Here is a 21,758-nt window from a genome sequence, read left to right as displayed (position 1 = left end):
GGAACTGAGCGAGCGTTCAGTCGAAACCTTATCCAAAAAATATTTTTTTAAAATACCTTGTAAGCGTTAACAAACTATATGAAAAACGGGGGATGAAACATGGGGAAAACAGTTATCGTTAGTGGAGTTCGCACACCGATTGGTAGATATGGGGGAAGTTTAAGTACATTAACAGCATCAGACCTTGGAGCAATTACGATTAAAGAGGCACTAAATCGGGCAGGAGTCGCTCCTGAATCAGTAGATGAAGTTATTTACGGAACCGTGTTACAAGGTGGCCAAGGCCAAATACCTTCACGTCAAGCAGCACGTAAAGCTGGACTTCCGTGGAATGTGAAAACAGAAACAATCAATAAAGTATGTGCTTCTGGAATGAGAGCAGTCACATTAGGCGACTTAATGATTCGCTCTGGGGACGAAGAAGTGATTGTAGCTGGAGGAATGGAATCGATGAGCAATGCCCCTTACATTTTACCGAAAGCCCGTTGGGGACTTCGTATGGGCGATAGTGCAGTGAAAGATTTAATGATTTACGACGGCTTAACATGTAGTTTCACAGGTGTTCATATGGGGACATACGGAAACGGTGTTGCGAAGGAATTGGAAATATCACGTGAAGAACAAGATGCATGGTCATTTAGAAGTCATGAACGAGCAATTGCCGCAACAGAAAAGGGCGTTTGGGCTCAAGAAATTGTATCAGTTGAAATACCACAAAGAAAAGGAGATCCAATAACGGTCTCTACAGACGAATCACCTCGGAAAGATACCTCTTTAGAAAAGTTAGCAAAATTAAACCCAGTATTTGGACACGATGGAACGATTACAGCTGGAAATGCACCAGGTGTAAACGACGGAGCCGCAGCACTTGTATTAATGAGTGAAGATCGTGCTGCACAAGAAGGAAAAGAAGTAATGGCAACTATTTTAGGTCATGCATCCATCGCTGTCGAAGCAAAGGATTTTCCAAAAACACCAGGACTAGTCATTGAAGAATTACTACGCAAAACAAGCAAAACAGTGGAAGAGATTGACCTCTTTGAAATAAATGAAGCATTCGCAGCAGTTGCGCTAGCATCAGCTAAAATCGCAGGACTAGACTTAGAGAAAGTAAACGTAAACGGTGGCGCAGTTGCACTTGGACATCCAATCGGAGCAAGCGGCGCACGCATCATTATTTCGTTAATCCATGAACTAAAACGTCGCGGCGGCGGCTTAGGGATCGCCTCCATCTGCAGCGGTGGCGGCCAAGGCGATGCGATTTTAGTTGAAGTGAAGGGGTAAAGGCGCAAAACCGAAGTCGGATGGCGCAAAAGGTGAGGTCGTTGGCGTGAAAGTGAGTTTGGTTGGCGTGAATGCGAGTTCGGTTGGCTGAAAAAGCGTAGCGGTTGGCGTGAAAGTGAGTTTGGTTGGCCGAAAAAGCGTCGCAGTTGGCGTGAAAGTGAGCTCAGTTGGCCGGAAAAGCGCCGCAGTTGGCGTGAAAGTGAGCTCAGTTGGCTGAAAAAACATCGCAGTTGGCGTGAAAACGAGCTCAGTTGGCCGAAAAAGCGTCGCAGTTGGCGTGAAAGTGAGCTCAGTTGGCCGAAAAAGCGCCGCAGTTGGCGTGAAAGTGAGCTCGGTAGGCCGAAAAAGCGTCGCAATTGGCGTGAAAACGAGCTCGGTAGGCCGAAAAAGCATTGCAGTTGGCGTGAAAGCGAGTTCAGTTGGCCGAAAAAGCGTAGCAGTTGGCGTGAAAGTGAGCTCAGTTGGCCGGAAAAGCGCCGCAGTTGGCGTGAAAACGAGCTCGGTAGGCCGAAAAAGCATTGCAGTTGGCGTGAAAACGAGCTCAGTTGGCCGAAAAAGCGTAGCAGTTGGCGTAAAACTGACTTCAGTTGGCGCAAAACCGAAATCAATTGGCACAAAAGGCGAGTGAGTTGGCGCAAAACCGAAATCAGCTGACACAAAAAGTAAGGCTGTTGGCACAAAACGGAAGCGGAAGCCACCGTAGCTAAACATCCCAATAACAAGCGAGCACCTACAGAGAAATAGAACAAAAATATCCAAACTATCAAACCTAAAATAAATAGAATCTGAAAAAAGGAGCGAACAAATAAATGAGTATTCAAAAAGTAATGGTAATCGGCGCGGGCCAAATGGGATCAGGCATTGCCCAAGTTTGCGCACAAGCAGGATACGATGTAATCGTAAACGACGTTAAACAAGAATCACTAGACAAGGGCCTTGCGAACATCACTAAAAACTTAAACCGCAACGTAGAAAAAGGCCGAATGACAGAAGAAGAAAAAGAGGCAACAGTAAACCGCCTTACTTGGACACAAGCGATAGAAGATGCTAGTTCAGTAGATATCGTCATCGAAGCAGCAGTCGAAAACATGGACATTAAGAAAAGTATTTTTAAAACACTGGACCAACATGCACCAGCACATGCGATTTTAGCCACTAATACATCATCTCTACCAATTACAGAAATTGCGGCAGTAACGTCCAGACCAGAAAAAGTAATCGGTATGCACTTTATGAACCCAGTTCCGGTGATGAAACTAGTCGAAATTATACGCGGCCTACAAACAGCAGATGAAGTATACAACTCAATTGAAGATATGACGAAAAAATTAGCAAAAGTACCAGTTGAAGTAAACGACTTCCCAGGATTCGTTTCAAACCGCGTTTTAATGCCAATGATTAACGAGGCAATCTACACAGTTTACGAAGGAGTAGCTACACCAGAAGCAGTAGACGAAGTGATGAAACTCGGTATGAATCATCCGATGGGCCCTTTAACTTTAGCTGATTTTATCGGGTTAGATACTTGCCTTTATATTATGGAAACATTACACGAAGGCTTTGGAGACGATAAATACCGCCCTTGTCCGTTATTGCGTAAATACGTAAAGGCTGGTTGGCTTGGTAAGAAAACAGGAAGAGGATTTTACACTTATTCATAGACATAGGAGTTGGATCATCATGAATTTACGCTTTACAGAAGAACAAGAAATGATGCGAAAAATGGTCAGAGACTTTGCAGAAGCAGAAATTGCTCCGTTCGTAGAAAAAATGGAAGAAGATGGTGAATTTCCTAGAGGCATTTTAAAGAAAATGGCTGAACTTGGATTAATGGGTATAACCATTCCAGAAGAATACGGTGGGGCAGGGATGGATTTTACGTCCTACATTATTGCGATTAATGAACTTTCAAAGGTGAGTGCAACAGTCGGCGTTATTTTAAGTGTTCATACGTCAGTCGGCACGAATCCGATTCTATACTTTGGAACAGAAGAACAAAAGAAAAAATATGTTACCAAATTAGCGAGCGGTGAGTATTTAGGGGCGTTCTGTTTAACAGAGCCAAGTTCAGGTTCAGATGCTGGTAGCTTAAAGACCCGTGCCGTGTTGAAAGATGATCACTACATTTTAAACGGCTCAAAAGTATTTATTACGAACGGTGGAGAAGCAGACACTTATATTGTTTACGCTTCCACTAATCCGGAGCTCGGGACAAAAGGAATTTCTGCTTTTATTGTCGAGAAGGATACACCAGGTTTTATTATCGGAAAAGACGAACATAAAATGGGACTTCACGGCTCTCGCACTGTACAACTAACATTTGAAGAAGCGAAAGTACCAGTCGAAAATTTACTCGGTGCAGAAGGAGAAGGCTTTAAAAATGCTATGTCTAACTTAGATGTTGGTCGAATTGGAATAGCTGCGCAATCTTTAGGAATTGCCGAAGCCGCGCTAGAAGCGGCAGTTGCGTATGCGAAAGAGCGTGCTCAATTCGGAAAGCCAATCGCAGCACAACAAGGTGTAGGTTTTAAATTAGCAGATATGGCAACCGCGGTTGAAGCTGCAAAACTATTAGTATATCGGGCGGCAAATTTACGCTCCAAAGGTTTTCCATGTGGAAAAGAAGCGTCGATTGCAAAGCTTTTTGCATCTAAAACGGCAATGGAAGTTGCTACGGAAGCAGTGCAAATATTCGGTGGCTACGGATATACGAAAGATTATCCAGTAGAACGCTTTTTCCGCGATGCGAAAGTTTGTGAAATATACGAAGGAACAAGTGAAATTCAACGGTTAGTAATTAGTAAACATTTATTAAAGTAATATGGCGGACTAATTTCCGTGCCGTGCCAATAAGAGTTCCAAAGTTAGAATAAGGTTTTGCATTAAACTTATGAGTGGAACGAAGCGGAAGGTGCGAGACTCCTGCGGGAAGAAGAGGAATCGGGAGACCCCACAGGGCAAAGCCCGAGGAGGCTCCCGTTTCTCCCCGCGGAAAGCGAGTACCTGCAGCGTAGTGTAACGGACAAACTTAGAAATATTAATCTTTGTTCAAGGATAGATACTAACGAAAAAACGGAGGGAAACAAATGAACTTTTTATTATCAGAAGAACATGAAATGATTCGCAAAATGGTAAGAGACTTTGCAAGAAACGAAGTAGAACCAACAGCAGCAGAGCGTGACGAAGAAGAGCGCTTCGATATGGAAATATTCAATAAAATGGCGGACCTTGGTCTAACAGGAATACCTTTTCCGGAAGAGTACGGCGGAATTGGCAGTGACTATTTAGCATATTGTATCGCAGTTGAAGAGCTTTCTCGTGTATGTGCATCTACAGGAGTAACCTTATCCGCGCACACATCGTTAGCGAGCTGGCCGATTTACAAATATGGTACAGAAGAGCAAAAGCAAAAATATTTAGTGCCACTAGCACAAGGTACGAAAATTGGTGGCTACGGACTAACTGAGCCAGGATCAGGCTCAGATGCAGGTGCAATGAGAACAACGGCTAGATTAGACGGAGACCATTACGTATTAAACGGTTCTAAAATATTCATTACAAACGGTGGAATTGCGGACATCTATGTGGTGTTTGCATTAACAGATCCAACTTCTAAACATAAAGGAACATCTGCATTCATTATCGAAAGTGACTTCCCTGGATTCTCTGTTGGAAAGAAGGAAAAGAAGTTAGGAATTCGTTCTTCACCTACAACGGAAATTATTTTTGAAGAGTGTCGCGTACCGAAAGAAAACATGCTTGGTGCAGAAGGTGAAGGGTTCAAAGTCGCGATGACAACTCTAGACGGTGGACGTAACGGCATTGCTGCGCAAGCAGTTGGTATCGCACAAGGCGCATTAGACGCAGCGATCGCTTATGCAAAAGAGCGCGTTCAATTCGGTAAACCGATCTCAGCTCAACAAGGTGTAAGCTTTAAACTAGCAGATATGGCAACATCTATTGAAGCTTCTAGACTATTAACTTATCAAGCAGCGTGGAGAGAATCAGAAGGTCTTTCTTACGGAAAAGAATCAGCAATGTCTAAACTGTTAGCTGGTGATACTGCAATGAAAGTTACGACAGAAGCGGTACAAATTTTTGGTGGATACGGTTATACGAAAGACTATCCAGTTGAGCGCTATATGAGAGATGCAAAAATTACCCAAATTTATGAAGGTACACAAGAAATTCAGCGTCTCGTTATTTCTCGTATGATCACGAAGTAACCGAATAGGTGGGAGCTTTAATGAAAAAAAGGCAAGTACATGCGTCGGTGAAAGATGAAAAGTTAATTGAAAAAAGAAGAGATCAAATGATTAAAGGAGCGGTGAGCCTTTTTAAAGAAAAAGGCTTTCACCGTACAACGACGAGAGAGCTTGCAAAAGAGGCTGGATTTAGTATTGGCACACTGTATGAATACATTCGTACGAAAGAGGACGTATTGTATCTCGTTTGTGACCGCATTTATGACCAAGTTGGAGAGCGGTTACAGCAAGAGTTAGATATGAACCGAGGATGCTTAAAAAGCTTAAAATCAGCAATATATTATTATTTTCATGTAATGGATGAAATGCAAGATGAAGTACTTGTTATGTACCAGGAGGCAAAATCTTTATCAAAAGACGCACTTCCATACGTGTTAAATAAAGAATTACAAATGGTAGGCATGTTTGAACGGGTAATCCGCAATTGTGTTGAATATGAAAATTTACCTGTCTCGGAAAAAGAAATTTCGCTACTTGCACACAATTTGTTCGTCCAAGGTCAGATGTGGGGATTCCGACGTTGGGCATTACAAAAGCAATTTAATTTAAATGAGTATATAGAGCTTCAACTTGAAATATTGTTACACGGTCTTATGAAGGGGGAGAAAAAATAATGGAAACGTATAAACGAAAACACCATATCCGTTTCGTAACGGCTTCCAGTCTTTTTGACGGTCATGATGCATCGATTAATATTATGCGTCGTATTTTACAAGGAAGTGGAGCGGAAGTCATTCATTTAGGACATAACCGTTCTGTTGAAGAAATTGTAAATGCGGCTATTCAAGAAGATGTGCAAGGAATTGCTATATCATCTTACCAAGGTGGTCACGTAGAATATTTTAAATATATGTATGACTTATTAAAAGAAAAAGGCGCGCCACACATCCGAATTTACGGTGGTGGAGGCGGTGTTATCATTCCAGAAGAAATAAAGGAACTCCATGAATACGGGATTGCTCGTATTTTTTCACCGGATGACGGTCGGGAGTATGGCCTTCAAGGAATGATAGATTTAATGGTAAGAGATTGTGACTTTTTACCTGGAGAAGGCTTGGACGTTGATGTAGAGCAATTAGACGCTGATAATCATCGTCTAATTGGTAGACTGATAACATTAGCAGAAGTAGGTCTTTCGGCAGAAGCGGAAGTAGCATCAACGGCGCAAGCAATGTTAGAGCAAGTAAAAGCGATGCAGTCCAATTCACCAGTATTAGGAATTACAGGAACAGGCGGAGCTGGGAAAAGCTCATTAACAGATGAACTGATTCGACGCTTTTTAAACGAAGTGCCGGAAAAGAAAATTGCTATCCTTTCGGTTGATCCGACAAAGCAAAAAACAGGTGGAGCACTATTAGGAGACCGCATTCGGATGAACGCTATTTTCAACCCAAGAGTTTATATGCGCTCCCTTGCAACAAGAGGCTCGCGTTCCGAGCTATCGTTAGCGATACGGGATGCTATTTCTGTTGTAAAAGCAGCAGGCTTTGATTTAGTTATTGTCGAAACGAGTGGTATCGGTCAAGGAGATGCTGCGATAACAGAAATTACCGATCTTTCTATGTATGTAATGACGAGCGAATTTGGTGCTCCGTCACAGCTTGAAAAAATAGATATGATCGATTACGCAGACTTAATTGTGATTAATAAATTTGAACGAAAAGGCTCTGAGGATGCAAAACGTCAAGTTCAAAAGCAGTACCAAAGAAGCCGTTTATTATGGGATAAAGAGCTAGATGAAATGCCGGTGTACGGAACCATTGCGAGCCAGTTTAACGATTTAGGTACGAATACGTTATTTGCAGCTCTTCTAGAAAAAATAAATGAAAAAGCAGGAACAACTTACTCATCGAGTTTGCCAGTATCAAAAGAAGTAGAAAAACAAAATATTATTATTCCGAACGACCGTCGCTATTATTTACGTGAGATTTCCGAAACAGTTCGAAACTATCATAAGGATGCGCAAGCGCAAGTGGAGATTGCCCGTAAACTGTTTCAGTTAGATGGAGCAATGGAAGCAGCATCAGTAGCTGGAAAAGCGGAGCTAAAGCAAGAACTACAACAATTACGAGAAGAATATGCGCAACAACTAACTCCAACATCTAAAAAAGTACTAGAATCGTGGGATGCGAAACGAGAAGCATATTCTGGTGATCAATTTATAACGAGAATCCGTGACAAAGAAATTATTACAAAGCTTACAACGAAAAGCTTATCAGGCCTTTCCATTCCGAAAGTAGTTTTACCGAAATATGTAGACTATGGGGAAATATTAAAATGGGTATATAAAGAAAATGTTCCAGGAGAATTCCCTTATACGGCAGGAGTGTTTCCGTTTAAACGGGAAGGGGAAGATCCGAAACGTCAATTTGCTGGCGAAGGAACTCCTGAAAGAACAAATCGTCGTTTCCACTATTTAAGTAAAGATGATACAGCGAAACGTTTAAGTACAGCGTTTGACTCGGTAACTCTTTATGGAGAAGATCCGGACCACCGCCCAGATATTTATGGGAAAATCGGAAATAGTGGTGTTAGTATTTGTACGCTAGAGGATATGAAAAAACTGTATGACGGATTTGATTTGTGCGCGCCTTCTACGTCTGTGTCGATGACGATTAACGGTCCAGCACCGATTATATTAGCGATGTTTATGAACACTGCTATAGACCAACAAGTGAAGAAAAAAGAAGAAGAGCTTGGTAGGGTACTAACAGTAGAAGAGTATACAGAAGTAAGAGAATGGACATTAAAAACAGTACGTGGAACAGTGCAAGCCGATATTTTGAAAGAAGACCAAGGACAAAACACATGTATTTTCTCAACAGAATTTGCATTGCGGATGATGGGAGATATTCAACAATATTTCATCGACCATAAAGTACGAAACTATTATTCCGTTTCAATTTCTGGTTATCACATTGCCGAAGCGGGAGCAAACCCAATTTCTCAACTTGCCTTCACGCTTGCAAATGGCTTTACGTATGTAGAGTATTATTTAAGCCGTGGAATGAATATAGATGACTTTGCGCCTAACCTTTCATTCTTCTTTAGTAACGGATTAGACCCAGAATACACAGTTATTGGTCGTGTTGCTCGCCGTATTTGGTCAACGGTTATGAAAAATAAATACGGTGCAAATGAGCGCAGTCAAAAACTAAAATACCATATTCAAACATCAGGTCGATCGTTGCATGCGCAAGAAATTGACTTTAACGATATTCGAACAACGTTACAAGCATTAATGGCACTACAAGATAACTGTAACTCGCTTCATACGAATGCTTACGACGAGGCGATTACGACACCAACGGAAGAATCGGTCCGTCGTGCAATGGCGATTCAAATGATTATTACGAAAGAGCATGGCTTAACGAAGAACGAAAACCCGTTACAAGGGGCGTTTATCGTCGAAGAGTTAACAGATTTAGTAGAGGAAGCAGTTCTGCAAGAATTCGATCGCTTAAATGACCGTGGCGGTGTGTTAGGTGCAATGGAAACGCAATACCAGCGTGGGAAGATCCAAGACGAATCGATGTATTATGAAATGAAAAAACATACAGGCGAATTGCCGATAATCGGGGTAAACACATATAAAAACCCGAACCCGCCATCTGAAGAAGAGTTAAACTCCATCGAGCTAGCTCGTTCAACAGAAGAGGAAAAAGAAACACAAATTCGCAACTTAAGACAATTCCAAACAGAACATGAAGACCAACTGGCAGAAGCACTACAAAAACTACAACAAACTGCCATAAGCGGAGGCAACATCTTCGAAGAACTAATGGAAACAGTAAAAGTAGCTTCCTTGGGCCAAATCACCAACGCCCTCTACCAAGTAGGCGGGCAATACAGAAGGAATATGTAGATAGAAATGCGGAAGGGGCTCGTTTAGCGGCGACAAGCATAAGGCAGGCGCTGCAGGTGGGCGCTTTTTGCCCACCGGAAGTGACTGACTTAGACCAAAGAGCCGCTAGCCCCTGCAGCTGGACAATCAGAAAAGCGGAGGGCGTTCGATCAGCGGCGTACAAACTGGACCAGTCCGGTAGGAGATAAAGGAAACACGGCGAGTGAAAGGAGCCGATGTTGACTTATCGTACGGACGGACTGGGAAGTTTGTTAGCCGCTAACGCCCGGAGCTGGACAATGCGAAAAGCGGAGGCGCTTTGCTCAGGCCCGTACAAACTGGACCAGTCCGGTAGGAGATAAAGGAAACACGGCGAGTGAAAGGAGCCGATGTTGACTTATCGTACGGACGGACTGGGAAGTTTGTTAGCCGCTAACGCCCGCAGCTGGACAATCAGAAAAGCGGAGGCGCTTTGCTCACGCCCGTACAAACTGCTACTATGTTTTGACTTTCAAGATTTAGAACTGTGAGTGGAAGGAAGCGAGTACCTGTAGCGTAGTGAAACGGACGATAATAACAGAAATACTAACCAAGGCGTTCGTCGAACAATGACGAACGCCGTAGTTTCTTTTCATTTAAATAAACATTTTTACATAAACAATCATTTAAGGCTGGATTAAACAATTAATTTTTGTTTATAATGAATGGTATGGTTTTATATGGTTAATAGAAATAGTAATGGTACTATTTTAATATGATATACATAGAAAGGATGTGCTGACATGGCTCTTGACCATCTAACGAAAGAACAATTAGAGGAAATGTCACTAATTGAAGTTGCATCTGAATTACTAATTACACAAAAAAAATCCTATACGTTCGGCGAACTATTGGATGACGTAAAACAAATCCTTGGATTATCTGATGAAGAAGTACGTCCAAAAATTGCACAATTTTATACAGACTTAAATATTGATGGACGTTTTATTTGTATTGGAGAAAATCAGTGGGGACTTCGCGAATGGTATCCGTATGACCAAATCGAGGAAGAAACAACACCTCAGGTAAAAGCAAAAACGAAGAAAAAATCGAAAAAACAACTTGATGACGATATTGAGTTGGACGATTTCGATGAGCTAGACGAAGAAGATTTAGAATTCGATGATTTAGACGATTACGAGGAAGAAGACTTAGAAGATGACGATCTAGTCGACGACCTAGATGATGATGACGACGCAGATGACGACGCAGATGACGATGATCTAGAAATTATCGAAGATGAAGAAGAATTTGATGAGTTAGACGAAGAAGAAGAGGAACTCGAAGAAGAGGAAGAAGAATTATAATACCGTGTAACATTTTAAAGGAATGTGCTTGACTTTTATTCTGTTCGTAGGTAGAATCTTTTTTGGGCTCTTTAAAAAAGAGAAAGCACTTATACAATACACGCTCCCTTACCTAATCGGTAACGGGGGCGTTTTTTATTTTTTCAGAAAATAAAGCGGGACGCGCATAAAAGAGCAAAACGATAAAGAGCGCATCCGCTTTTTATAATTTTTTATAGCTCCACAGCGACGTAACTTTTCTGTTTTTTCTAATCAAAAGAGTGGTGAAATAATTTTGGATGGGAAAGCTAAAGGAAAAGTGAGAATCCAAAAATAAGCCCCAATAACCAACTAGTTACATACCGGAAAAGGTGTGAAATAGGCAATTTCAATAGAAGTTGAAAACCGCCAGACAATAAGAATCACATAATATTTGAGGGGGAGACCACATGACAAAGTATATTTTCGTAACCGGTGGTGTTGTATCATCATTAGGAAAAGGAATTACAGCAGCATCATTAGGAAGACTATTAAAAAACAGAGGATTAAGTGTAACGATTCAAAAATTTGATCCGTACATTAACGTTGACCCAGGAACGATGAGTCCGTATCAGCACGGTGAAGTTTTCGTAACGGATGATGGGGCAGAAACGGATCTAGACTTAGGTCATTACGAGCGTTTTATCGACATTAACTTAAATAAATATAGTAACGTGACAACAGGGAAGATTTATTCAACTGTTATTAAAAAAGAGCGCCGTGGAGACTATTTAGGTGGAACAGTCCAAGTAATCCCGCATATTACAAACGAAATTAAAGAGCGGGTGTTCCGTGCTGGTCGCGAAACGAAAGCAGATGTAGTTATAACTGAAATTGGTGGAACTGTTGGAGATATTGAATCACTACCGTTCCTTGAAGCGATTCGCCAAATTAAGAGTGATATCGGCCGTGATAATGTTATGTATATCCACTGTACATTAGTTCCGTATTTAAATGCAGCTGGAGAGCTAAAAACGAAGCCTACTCAACATAGTGTGAAAGAATTACGTAGCTTAGGTATTCAACCAAACTTAATCGTTTTACGTTCCGAGCACCCAATTTCTCAAGATATGAAGGATAAAATTGCTCTATTTTGTGATATTGATGAAAGAGCGGTTATTGAGTCAATCGATGCAGATACGTTATATGCAGTTCCGCTATCTTATCAAGAACAAAAGATGGACCAAATCGTATGTGAACATTTAAAGCTTATTTGCAATGACGCGGATATGTCTGATTGGGAGCAGTTAGTAAACAAAGTACGTAACTTGAAAAAAGTTACAACAATTGGACTAGTAGGGAAGTATGTAGAGTTACAAGATGCATACATTTCTGTAGCAGAATCTTTACGCCATGCAGGTTACCAATTTGATTCCGATATTAGCATTAAGTGGATCAATTCAGAAGAAGTGACAGAAGAGAACGTAGCAAGCGTACTTCGTGACGTGGACGGAATTTTAGTACCAGGTGGATTCGGTGACCGCGGAGTGGAAGGGAAAATTGCTGCAACTCGATATGCGCGTGAAAATAAAGTGCCTTTCTTTGGAATTTGCTTAGGTATGCAATTAGCTTCCGTCGAGTATGCTCGTAACGTATTAGGGTTGAAAGATGCTCATTCATCTGAATTAAACCCAGAAACAAAGCACCCTATTATCGACTTGCTTCCAGAGCAAAAAGATATTGAAGATTTAGGTGGAACACTTCGCCTAGGTTTATATGCATGTAAATTAAATGAAGGTACGTTAGCAAAAGAAGCTTACGGGGAAGAAGTAGTATACGAGCGTCACCGTCACCGTTACGAATTCAATAACGAATATCGTCAACAAATGGAAGAGGCAGGATTTATATTCTCTGGGACTAGCCCAGATGGACGTTTAGTGGAAATTGTAGAAATAAAAGATCATCCATGGTTTTTAGCGTGTCAATTCCACCCAGAATTTAAATCAAGACCGAACAGACCACAACCACTTTTCCGTGACTTTGTTCAAGCTTCTTTGAAAAAAGCAGAAGTACTAACAAAATAATGAATGAAAGGAGTTGCCGACCTGAGGTGACTCCTTTTTTCTGGAATAAAAAAGCCTAAAACTGTATACAGCTCTAGGCAAATAATATTTACTATTCTAATTCATCTAATGTTTCTTTCAACGTAAAAGCAATTCCATAATACGCATAGAGGGCAAGCATACTAGTTGGGAAACCGAAACGTGAGCCGTCATCATCTGGAATAAGTCCTCTTTTCAACCGTAAATCAATATGCACATCTGCAATTTCGGATAAAGAACGCTCTGTTTTTCCCTCTTTTTTATCAGAAATTGTAGAAATTGCAACAACCCCAACCCCGTTTTGTGTTAAAGTGTTAGCAATTCTGATAGCTTCTTCGTCATTATCATATCTCGTGACAATTAATGCACGGTCAGCTATTGAAATAGAGGATGCGAGATCACGATGTAATTCTTTTCCTCGTGGTAACGTTTCAACCCCTTCTATCGCTTCTGCTACGACAGCTTTCATTTCGCGAGCACCATAAATATAAATATCACCTTCTCCTACGATAGCTTGAGCTAGTAAACGAGCACCGTCCTCAAATGAAAACTCTTCTTCTTTAGCGATTTTTTGAAAAGAACCTTGTAATTGTGTAGTAAATATTTTTAACAAAATGAATACACCTATCTTTCTAATATATCGTTCTGTACCTTTATACACCTGTAAAAGTAGTGTAATATATTGTAATATGTAGAAATTTTTTTTCAAAAAGAAGGAAAATATGTTTTGATAGTAGAATAAAAGTAAAAGATGCATTTATTATACAGAAAGAAATGAGGTGTGTTCAAGATGGGGAATAAACTACTTATTGTTGATGATCAATATGGAATTAGAATCTTATTGAACGAAGTATTCCAGAAGGAAGGGTACACTACATTTCAAGCTGCTAACGGTTATCAAGCACTTGACATCGTAGAAAAGCATACGCCAGATCTTATATTACTTGATATGAAAATTCCTGGCATGGACGGTATTGAAATTTTAAAACGTTTAAAAGCCATTAATAAAGACTTTCAAGTAATTATAATGACTGCTTACGGTGAACTTGATATGATTCAAGAATCAAAAGATTTAGGTGCAATTACACATTTTGCAAAGCCATTTGATATTGATGAATTAAGAGAGGCTGTCCGAAAGTACATGCCTAAAAAAGTGTAAAGCTAATATTTACATATCCCCTTCCATTTAGGTAAGGGGTAAAATTTTGCCTAAAAACAGTGGAATGTGGCAGAAAATAAAAACATTTTACATTTAAACGCTTACATCGGTCGATAGCGGTTTGAAGTTATTGCCGATTTTAAATTTAGTTGGTATGCTAATAACGGTTAGATTTCGTCGACAAGTTTTTTACCTTTTATACAAGGAATGTACATAGCCTTTTTTGTTTAGGTGAAACTATATTGGTAAATAACTTTTCGAGTAATGTTTTATATAAATAAAGGAGGATTAAACGATGCCTTTAGTATCCATGACAGAAATGTTAAAGAAAGCAAATGCAGAAGGATATGCTGTAGGTCAGTTCAACTTAAATAACTTAGAATTCACTCAAGCAATTCTTCAAGCAGCACAAGAAGAAAACTCTCCGGTTATCCTTGGAGTTTCTGAAGGTGCAGCTCGTTATATGGGCGGATTTAAGACAGTTGTAGCTATGGTTAAAGCTTTAATGGAAGACTATAGCATTACAGTTCCAGTTGCAATTCATTTAGACCACGGTTCTAGCTTTGAATCTTGTGCGAAAGCAATTCATGCTGGATTTACTTCCGTAATGATTGACGCTTCTCACCATCCTTTCGAGGAAAACATTGAAACAACTACAAAAGTTGTTGAGCTAGCACACTTCCACGGAGTATCTGTTGAAGCAGAGCTAGGTGTAGTTGGTGGACAAGAAGATGACGTAGTAGCGGAAGGTGTAATTTACGCTGATCCGAACGAGTGTGAAGAGCTAGTGAAACGCACTGGAATCGATTGCTTAGCTCCTGCATTAGGATCTGTACACGGTCCTTATAAAGGTGAACCAAACCTTGGATTCAAAGAGATGGAAGAAATCAACAACCGCGCTGGAGTACCTTTAGTACTTCATGGTGGTACTGGTATCCCAACTCATGACATTCAAAAAGCAATCTCATTCGGTACTGCAAAAATTAACGTAAACACAGAAAACCAAATCGCATCTGCTAAAGCTGTTCGCGAAACGTTAGCTGCTAAACCTGAAGAATACGATCCACGTAAATATTTAGGACCAGCTCGTGACGCTATTAAAGCAACAGTAATAGGTAAAATGCGCGAATTCGGTTCTTCAAACAAAGCGTAATATTTAAAATAAGCAACAATCACCATTTCAACAATATTTTTTCAACAAGGTAAAGGCTGTCATTCTTTTGAATGGCGGTTTTTTCTTTTCTTACAGACTATCCTTTATTTCCCCTAGAAAACACGTTTTAAAACTATGCTTCACGCAGCTTCATTTTCATCGAATTAATGTAAAATACTTCGATAGTTCCACGATAATAACTAGTCAAAAGGTATTATTAATAAAATATTCAAGAAATATTGTTTTAGATAATGCCAGAAATTGTGTATACTAAGTAATAGTACATTTGGACATAACCTCGCCTTGAAGGGAGTCAAATATGGAAAAGTTAAAAATTATTGGTGGAACAAAATTAAATGGAACGGTACGTGTTAGTGGAGCGAAAAATAGTGCAGTAGCTTTAATTCCTGCAACGATTTTAGCAGAAACACCGGTTCGAATTGATGGGTTACCGAAAATTTCAGATGTTGATATTTTAAGTAGCTTGTTAGAAGAAATTGGTGGAACAGTTGAGCTTTCAGAAGAAGGTGACATAGTTGTTGATCCAGCAAATATGATCGCAATGCCACTTCCGAACGGGAAAGTTAAAAAACTACGTGCTTCTTATTATTTAATGGGAGCAATGTTAGGAAGATTCAAAAAAGCTGTCATCGGTTTACCAGGCGGCTGCCACTTAGGACCTCGACCAATAGATCAACATATAAAAGGCTTCGAAGCTTTAGGTGCAGAAGTAACAAATGAGCAAGGTGCTATTTATTTACGTGCGGAAGAGTTAAAAGGTGCACGAATCTACCTCGATGTAGTAAGTGTTGGTGCAACGATTAATATTATGTTAGCCGCAGTAAAAGCAAAAGGTAGAACGATTATTGAAAATGCAGCGAAAGAACCCGAAATTATTGATGTTGCAACTTTACTAACGAGTATGGGAGCAAAAATAAAAGGCGCAGGAACAGATGTCATCCGCATAGACGGAGTAGAAACATTACATGGTTGTCGTCACACAATAATTCCAGATCGAATTGAAGCTGGTACATATATGATAATGGCTGCAGCAGCTGGTAGTGAAATGATTGTAGATAATGTAATTCCAACTCATATCGAGCCACTGATTGCGAAACTTCGAGAAATGGGCGTAAGAATAGATATTAATGCAAATCAAGATCAAGTGTTAGTTGTACCTGGCGAAAAGTTAAAAGCAGTTGATGTAAAAACGTTAGTGCACCCTGGATTTCCGACTGATTTACAACAACCGATGACAGCACTATTAACGAAAGCAGAAGGAACGAGTATTGTAACGGATACTATTTACTCTGCGCGATTTAAACATGTGGATGAACTACGTCGCATGAATGCACAAATCAAAGTAGAAGGCAGATCCGCTATCATTAATGGCTCTGTGCAACTACAAGGAGCAAAGGTAAAAGCTAGTGACCTTCGTGCAGGTGCTTCCCTAGTCATTGCAGGATTAATGGCAGAAGGATTAACAGAAGTAACAGGTCTTGAACATATTGATCGTGGCTATAGCCATTTAGAAGAAAAACTAAAAGGGCTAGGCGCAACAATCTGGCGTGAAAGATTAACAGAAGAAGAAATAGAACAAATGCAGAACTCATAATGGGTTCTGTTTTTTTTTTTGTAATGGGAGCGTGGTGCAAAGAGCGGAAAAACTGGTGCATAAGCCACTTCAAAGTGATGCAAACAGTATTGAAACTGGTGCATACCGAAAGGAAAAGTCAGCATATCAATCCTGAGCGTGGTTCCCTGCTGGAAAGCAAGCTTATGATAACGAAGCATCTCAACCTGAAAACTAAATCGTACAATTTTACCCAAGCCAACGGTTCACCACTCCCGGACACGAAACCACATTTCAGCACCTATCATTTTATTAAAAAGAAATGCTAAAACAGTATAACATTACTTGATAAATGTGATATACTAATAAAAGATAATAGTATATCACATTGTCATAAAGAGTGCTTTATAGGGAGAGGATACGATGGAAAGAAGTTTATCAATGGAGCTAGTACGTGTAACAGAAGCTGCAGCTTTAGCATCCGCTCGTTGGATGGGCCGTGGAAACAAAGAACAAGCCGACGAAGCAGCTACAAGTGCAATGAGAGACGTATTTGACACGATTCCAATGAAAGGTACCGTCGTAATCGGTGAAGGGGAAATGGATGAAGCACCGATGCTTTACATTGGAGAAAAGCTCGGAACAGGCTATGGCCCGCGCGTAGATGTAGCGGTAGATCCGTTAGAAGGTACAAGCATTGTTGCCTCTGGAGGCTGGAACGCACTTGCTGTATTAGCAGTTGCGGACCACGGGAATTTACTACACGCTCCAGATATGTATATGGATAAAATCGCAGTTGGCCCAGAAGCAGTCGGGCAGATAGATATAAATGCACCTGTAATTGATAATTTAAAAGCAGTGGCAAAGGCAAAAAATAAAGACATTGAAGATATTGTGGCAGTTATTTTAAATAGACCTCGTCATGAACGGATTGTTTCAGAATTAAGAGAAGCTGGTGCAAGAATAAAATTAATAGATGATGGTGATGTTGCAGCAGCAATTAATACGGCTTTTGATGCAACTGGTGTTGATATTTTATTCGGTTCAGGTGGTGCTCCAGAAGGAGTAATTGCCGCAGTAGCATTAAAATGTTTAGGTGGAGAAATCCAAGGAAAACTTCTTCCACAAAATGAACAAGAATTAATTCGTTGCAAAAAGATGGGAATTGCCGATGTAAACGCGGTATTACGCATGGAAGATTTAGTTCGTGGAGACGATGCTATTTTTGCAGCTACAGGTGTAACAGATGGAGAGCTATTAAGAGGGGTACAATTTAAAGGAACGAATGGAACAACCCACTCATTAGTAATGCGAGCAAAATCAGGCACAGTTCGATTTATTGACGGACAGCATAACATTAAGAAAAAACCTAACTTAGTAATCAAGCCGTAAGCATTTGCTTGCGGTTTTTTCCTTGTCATTTAGGAAACTATAAACGAGTAAATTTTGTGTATAACTACTAACTTTACTTACGTTACGTCTAGCTCCGGCGCTTAGGCCCTATCAAACTTCCTGTTCCGTCCGTACGATAAGTCAACATCAGCTCGCTTTCGCTCGCTGTGTTTCCTTTATCTCCTACCGGAACAGTCCAGTTTGTACGGGCCTGATCGAAGCGCCTCCGCTTTTGTCCCTAGTTTTTACAAAGAGAAAAGAAAAATTAGCTAGTAAAAATATTTTTTAATACTAGACGTAAAATCGACATAAGACACGGATTATGTAAGGGGGTGTCTACAAAAAGTAGTTGCTTAAAGATAGGAAATGTGGGTAAAATATGAATAATAGAGAATCTATTGTTTCTGTAAAAGATATAGTAGAAAGCATGATGAAATAAAAATAGATTAACTATTAAGCCGCAAATGCGTTACTTCCCGCATAGGAAAGACAACGATATTAGCTTCTAAAAGCTATTCTTCGACCTCTTCTAAGGATAGTTATTCCGCTACTAATAGAGAAATAGAAATCCGTTCCTTTATATCAATACATTCTTCGAAGAAAAGAAAAAAGTATAGCTAAAAATTAAGAATTGAGTGGTGTTTTTTTGCATGGAATTAACTATTTCTAATTTAGAAAATCTTAAGCTGAAAGACCTGTACGAACTTGCACGTCAATATAAAATTTCGTATTACAGTAAATTAACGAAAAAAGAACTTATATTTGCTATTTTAAAAGCTCAAGCAGAACAAGATGGGCTATTGTTCATGGAAGGTGTTCTTGAAATTATTCAGTCGGAAGGATTCGGTTTCTTACGACCAATTAACTACTCTCCAAGCTCTGAAGACATTTACATTTCTGCATCGCAAATTCGCCGTTTCGATTTAAGAAATGGAGATAAAGTATCTGGAAAAGTTCGTCCACCTAAAGAAAACGAACGTTATTACGGGCTACTTCATGTAGAAGCTGTAAACGGCGACGACCCAGAATCAGCGAAAGAACGTGTACACTTCCCGGCTTTAACGCCATTATACCCAGATCGTCACATCTTACTTGAAACACAACCACGTGCATTATCGACAAGAATAATGGACATCATGGCACCAGTAGGTTTTGGCCAACGTGGTTTAATTGTTGCGCCTCCAAAAGCTGGTAAAACAATGTTGTTAAAAGAAATTGCAAATAGCATTACAACGAATCATCCAGAAGCAGAATTAATCGTCCTATTAATTGACGAGCGTCCGGAAGAGGTAACAGATATCGAACGTTCTGTTGCAGCTGATGTAGTAAGCTCTACTTTTGATGAAGTGCCAGAAAACCATATTAAAGTTGCAGAACTAGTACTAGAACGTGCAATGCGTTTAGTAGAGCATAAGCGTGATGTTATTATTTTAATGGACAGTATTACTCGTCTGGCGCGTGCTTACAACTTAGTAATTCCGCCAAGCGGTCGTACGTTATCAGGTGGTATCGACCCAGCTGCCTTCCACCGTCCAAAACGATTTTTTGGAGCAGCACGTAACATTGAAGAAGGCGGTAGCTTAACAATTCTAGCAACAGCGTTAGTAGACACAGGTTCTCGTATGGACGATGTTATTTATGAAGAATTTAAAGGTACAGGTAATATGGAATTACACTTAGACCGTTCACTTGCTGAGCGTCGTATCTTCCCTGCAATTGACATTCGTCGTTCAGGTACTCGTAAAGAAGAGTTATTAATTCCGAAAGACCATTTAGACAAGCTATGGGCAATCCGTAAAACAATGTCTGATTCCCCTGACTTTGCGGAAAAACTACTTCGTCGCTTACGACAAACGAAATCGAACGAAGAATTTTTCTCTATTCTAGACGATGAGCAAAAAACAGGTGGTAGACGTTAATATTTAGTTCGTCCAACAATTGTCAAATAAAACTATTTACGAGTTGTTGCAAAACTGGAATAACCTTGATATAATTTCAACAGTGTGTTTAAGATAAATGATGTCGAATTGTATGACACTTTGGTATCATTTGATTATAACTCTGTTTCGAAAGACTCAGGGCGTTAAAGGAGATGAAAAGAATGAAAGCAGGAATTCATCCAGATTACCGTAAAGTCGTATTTATGGATATCAACACAGGTTTCAAATTCATCACAGGTTCTACGATGAAAACAAACGAAACTGTTGAGTGGGAAGACGGAACAACTTATCCGTTAATTAAAGTAGAGATCTCTTCTGACTCTCACCCATTCTACACAGGACGTCAGAAGCATGCTGCTGCTGATGGACGTGTTGAGCGTTTCAACAAAAAATACGGCCTTAAGTAATATTGAACTTATCTCAATGAGGGAGCTTGCTCCCTCATTGGTTATGAAAAGGCTAAAAATCGTACATGCAATCATGCCAACGATTTTCCGAAACGAAACGATAAAACAGGCAGGTTAACCAACATCTTGCCTGTTTTTTTATTCTTTATAGATAGAAATGCTGAGGGCGCTCGCTTAGCGGCGACAAGCACAAGGCAAGCGCTGTAGAAGGGCGCTTTTTGCCCTTCGGAAGCGATTGACTTGTGACCTCGAGCCGCTAGCGCCCGAAGCTGGACAGATAGAAAAGCGGAGGCGGCTCGCTCAGGTTCAAACAAACTGGAGCTTTTCCGCAGGAGATAAAGGAATCACGACGAACGAGAGTGAGTCGATGATGACTTATCGTACGGAGGAAAAGTGAAGTTTGAGCCGGACCTAGCCGCCGTAGCTAGACAGATAGAAAAGCGCAGGCGCATCGGCCTGACCGCGCTCCAGTAGGAAATTAATTACAACTAGTGGAAAAACAGAAAAATTGCGTATAGTTCATATCGCTTATGACTATACAACTACTACTTTCGTTAAAAATAATTAGAAAAAAGCTACATATGCTACCACTAACGGTAGCATCTTAACTGTTTGTTGGAAGGGAGAGGCCTTATATGTATGTTATGGAACATTCAGGCTGGGTAGAAGTAATTTGCGGTAGCATGTTCTCAGGAAAGTCGGAAGAATTAATTCGCCGAGTTCGAAGAGTGCAATTTGCGAAACAATCCATTCAAGTGTTTAAACCGGCAATAGACAATCGTTATAGTGATGAAGCAGTAGTTTCACATAACGGCACGTCCGTTTTAGCGATACCTGTGAAAGATTCAAATACAATTCTACAAGTGTTAGATGAAAAAACAGAAGTAGTCGCAATAGATGAAGTACAATTTTTTGATGATGCAATTGTTGAAGTTGTTCAACAACTAGCAAACAAAGGCTATCGAGTAATGGTGGCTGGATTAGATCAAGATTTCCGCGGTGAGCCATTTGGGAAAGTTCCAGAACTAATGGCGATTGCTGAATCTGTTACGAAGCTACAAGCCGTATGTACTGTTTGTGGTTCTCCTGCAAGTAGAACACAACGTTTAATTAACGGGAAACCAGCTAGATTCGATGACCCAATTATACTAGTAGGTGCTTCAGAAGCCTATGAAGCCCGCTGCCGCCATCATCACGAAGTTCCTGTAAAGGTACCGGAAAGTCAAACAATTAAATAAATAGTAAAGGGATTCTGCATGAATAGTTACCATGACTGTTCATTCAGGATCCTTTTTTATTTTGCATTTGTTTTCATATCAAGGTGAATATTTCCAT

General features: G+C 40.2%; 17 protein-coding genes. 16 read left to right on the top strand and 1 reads right to left on the bottom strand.

The window, feature by feature from the left end:
- The first annotated feature begins 99 nt into the window (after positions 1-99).
- From BC6307_RS22190 to BC6307_RS22150, 9 genes are all read left to right on the top strand, one after another.
- Positions 100-1,284 carry an acetyl-CoA C-acetyltransferase gene (locus tag BC6307_RS22190; RefSeq protein WP_066420530.1) on the top strand — a complete coding sequence of 395 codons (1,185 nt, stop codon included), beginning with the start codon at positions 100-102 and terminating at the stop codon, positions 1,282-1,284.
- 235 nt (positions 1,285-1,519) lie between these two features.
- Positions 1,520-1,912 carry a hypothetical protein gene (locus BC6307_RS22185; RefSeq protein WP_094366237.1) on the top strand — a complete coding sequence of 131 codons (393 nt, stop codon included), beginning with the start codon at positions 1,520-1,522 and terminating at the stop codon, positions 1,910-1,912.
- Positions 1,913-2,093: 181 nt separating this feature from the next.
- Positions 2,094-2,945: a 3-hydroxybutyryl-CoA dehydrogenase gene (locus tag BC6307_RS22180; RefSeq protein ID WP_066420533.1), complete on the top strand. Its 852-nt coding sequence runs from the start codon at positions 2,094-2,096 to the stop codon at positions 2,943-2,945.
- Between the two features lie 19 nt (positions 2,946-2,964).
- Entirely contained in the window at positions 2,965-4,104 is a 1,140-nt protein-coding gene (locus tag BC6307_RS22175) for an acyl-CoA dehydrogenase (RefSeq protein ID WP_066420535.1), read from the top strand.
- 266 nt (positions 4,105-4,370) lie between these two features.
- The gene (locus BC6307_RS22170; RefSeq protein WP_066420537.1) at positions 4,371-5,510 is read left to right on the top strand and encodes an acyl-CoA dehydrogenase; all 1,140 of its coding nucleotides are present in this window, start codon (positions 4,371-4,373) and stop codon (positions 5,508-5,510) included.
- A 20-nt stretch (positions 5,511-5,530) separates the two neighbouring features.
- On the top strand, positions 5,531-6,163 hold the full coding sequence (locus BC6307_RS22165) for a TetR/AcrR family transcriptional regulator (RefSeq protein ID WP_066420539.1): 633 nt from the start codon (positions 5,531-5,533) through the stop codon (positions 6,161-6,163).
- Positions 6,163-9,414: a fused isobutyryl-CoA mutase/GTPase IcmF gene (gene icmF, locus BC6307_RS22160; RefSeq protein WP_066420541.1), complete on the top strand. Its 3,252-nt coding sequence runs from the start codon at positions 6,163-6,165 to the stop codon at positions 9,412-9,414. The genes BC6307_RS22165 and icmF overlap by 1 nt, the downstream gene beginning before the upstream one ends.
- 761 nt (positions 9,415-10,175) lie before the next feature.
- Complete coding sequence (rpoE, locus tag BC6307_RS22155; protein WP_066421496.1) at positions 10,176-10,739, top strand: DNA-directed RNA polymerase subunit delta; 564 nt, start codon at positions 10,176-10,178, stop codon at positions 10,737-10,739.
- Between the two features lie 428 nt (positions 10,740-11,167).
- On the top strand, positions 11,168-12,781 hold the full coding sequence (locus BC6307_RS22150; RefSeq protein ID WP_066421499.1) for a CTP synthase: 1,614 nt from the start codon (positions 11,168-11,170) through the stop codon (positions 12,779-12,781).
- Positions 12,782-12,872: 91 nt separating this feature from the next.
- Here the strand turns inward: BC6307_RS22150 and BC6307_RS22145 are convergent, their stop codons facing one another.
- A complete protein-coding gene (locus BC6307_RS22145) occupies positions 12,873-13,412 on the bottom strand; it encodes a DUF2529 domain-containing protein (protein ID WP_066421504.1) in 540 nt (179 codons plus the stop codon).
- 177 nt (positions 13,413-13,589) lie between these two features.
- On the opposite strand from BC6307_RS22145, the gene BC6307_RS22140 reads away from it, so the two are divergent.
- The 7 genes from BC6307_RS22140 to BC6307_RS22105 all read left to right on the top strand — a co-directional run bounded on the left by BC6307_RS22140 (position 13,590) and on the right by BC6307_RS22105 (position 21,661).
- Entirely contained in the window at positions 13,590-13,958 is a 369-nt protein-coding gene (locus BC6307_RS22140; protein WP_066421505.1) for a response regulator, read from the top strand.
- Positions 13,959-14,253: 295 nt separating this feature from the next.
- Positions 14,254-15,111, top strand: coding sequence for a class II fructose-bisphosphate aldolase (locus tag BC6307_RS22135; protein ID WP_066421507.1), 858 nt, complete (start codon positions 14,254-14,256; stop codon positions 15,109-15,111).
- 319 nt (positions 15,112-15,430) lie between these two features.
- Positions 15,431-16,726, top strand: a complete 1,296-nt coding sequence (locus BC6307_RS22130; RefSeq protein WP_066421510.1) for a UDP-N-acetylglucosamine 1-carboxyvinyltransferase — start codon at positions 15,431-15,433, stop codon at positions 16,724-16,726.
- A gap of 381 nt (positions 16,727-17,107) precedes the next feature.
- Positions 17,108-18,076: a class II fructose-bisphosphatase gene (gene glpX / locus BC6307_RS22125; protein WP_066421513.1), complete on the top strand. Its 969-nt coding sequence runs from the start codon at positions 17,108-17,110 to the stop codon at positions 18,074-18,076.
- 650 nt (positions 18,077-18,726) lie between these two features.
- On the top strand, positions 18,727-19,995 hold the full coding sequence (gene rho / locus BC6307_RS22120; RefSeq protein ID WP_066422009.1) for a transcription termination factor Rho: 1,269 nt from the start codon (positions 18,727-18,729) through the stop codon (positions 19,993-19,995).
- Between the two features lie 182 nt (positions 19,996-20,177).
- Positions 20,178-20,423, top strand: coding sequence for a type B 50S ribosomal protein L31 (locus BC6307_RS22115; protein ID WP_066422007.1), 246 nt, complete (start codon positions 20,178-20,180; stop codon positions 20,421-20,423).
- 635 nt (positions 20,424-21,058) lie between these two features.
- The gene (locus BC6307_RS22105; RefSeq protein WP_066421782.1) at positions 21,059-21,661 is read left to right on the top strand and encodes a thymidine kinase; all 603 of its coding nucleotides are present in this window, start codon (positions 21,059-21,061) and stop codon (positions 21,659-21,661) included.
- Positions 21,662-21,758: the final 97 nt, after the last annotated feature.

Origin of the sequence: Sutcliffiella cohnii, from assembly GCF_002250055.1 — a bacterium.
Lineage (GTDB): Bacteria > Bacillota > Bacilli > Bacillales > Bacillaceae_I > Sutcliffiella > Sutcliffiella cohnii.
This window is presented reverse-complemented; position numbering and strand designations above follow the sequence as displayed.

What these genes read in the sequence shown, in the direction of transcription:
- BC6307_RS22190 (WP_066420530.1), top strand. Translation starts at nt 100, where the DNA reads ATGGGGAAAACAGTTATCGTTAGTGGAGTTCGCACACCGATTGGTAGA.
- BC6307_RS22180 (WP_066420533.1), top strand. Translation starts at nt 2,094, where the DNA reads ATGAGTATTCAAAAAGTAATGGTAATCGGCGCGGGCCAAATGGGATCA.
- BC6307_RS22175 (WP_066420535.1), top strand. Translation starts at nt 2,965, where the DNA reads ATGAATTTACGCTTTACAGAAGAACAAGAAATGATGCGAAAAATGGTC.
- BC6307_RS22170 (WP_066420537.1), top strand. Translation starts at nt 4,371, where the DNA reads ATGAACTTTTTATTATCAGAAGAACATGAAATGATTCGCAAAATGGTA.
- BC6307_RS22165 (WP_066420539.1), top strand. Translation starts at nt 5,531, where the DNA reads ATGAAAAAAAGGCAAGTACATGCGTCGGTGAAAGATGAAAAGTTAATT.
- icmF (WP_066420541.1), top strand. Translation starts at nt 6,163, where the DNA reads ATGGAAACGTATAAACGAAAACACCATATCCGTTTCGTAACGGCTTCC.
- rpoE (WP_066421496.1), top strand. Translation starts at nt 10,176, where the DNA reads ATGGCTCTTGACCATCTAACGAAAGAACAATTAGAGGAAATGTCACTA.
- BC6307_RS22150 (WP_066421499.1), top strand. Translation starts at nt 11,168, where the DNA reads ATGACAAAGTATATTTTCGTAACCGGTGGTGTTGTATCATCATTAGGA.
- BC6307_RS22140 (WP_066421505.1), top strand. Translation starts at nt 13,590, where the DNA reads ATGGGGAATAAACTACTTATTGTTGATGATCAATATGGAATTAGAATC.
- BC6307_RS22135 (WP_066421507.1), top strand. Translation starts at nt 14,254, where the DNA reads ATGCCTTTAGTATCCATGACAGAAATGTTAAAGAAAGCAAATGCAGAA.
- BC6307_RS22130 (WP_066421510.1), top strand. Translation starts at nt 15,431, where the DNA reads ATGGAAAAGTTAAAAATTATTGGTGGAACAAAATTAAATGGAACGGTA.
- glpX (WP_066421513.1), top strand. Translation starts at nt 17,108, where the DNA reads ATGGAAAGAAGTTTATCAATGGAGCTAGTACGTGTAACAGAAGCTGCA.
- rho (WP_066422009.1), top strand. Translation starts at nt 18,727, where the DNA reads ATGGAATTAACTATTTCTAATTTAGAAAATCTTAAGCTGAAAGACCTG.
- BC6307_RS22115 (WP_066422007.1), top strand. Translation starts at nt 20,178, where the DNA reads ATGAAAGCAGGAATTCATCCAGATTACCGTAAAGTCGTATTTATGGAT.
- BC6307_RS22105 (WP_066421782.1), top strand. Translation starts at nt 21,059, where the DNA reads ATGTATGTTATGGAACATTCAGGCTGGGTAGAAGTAATTTGCGGTAGC.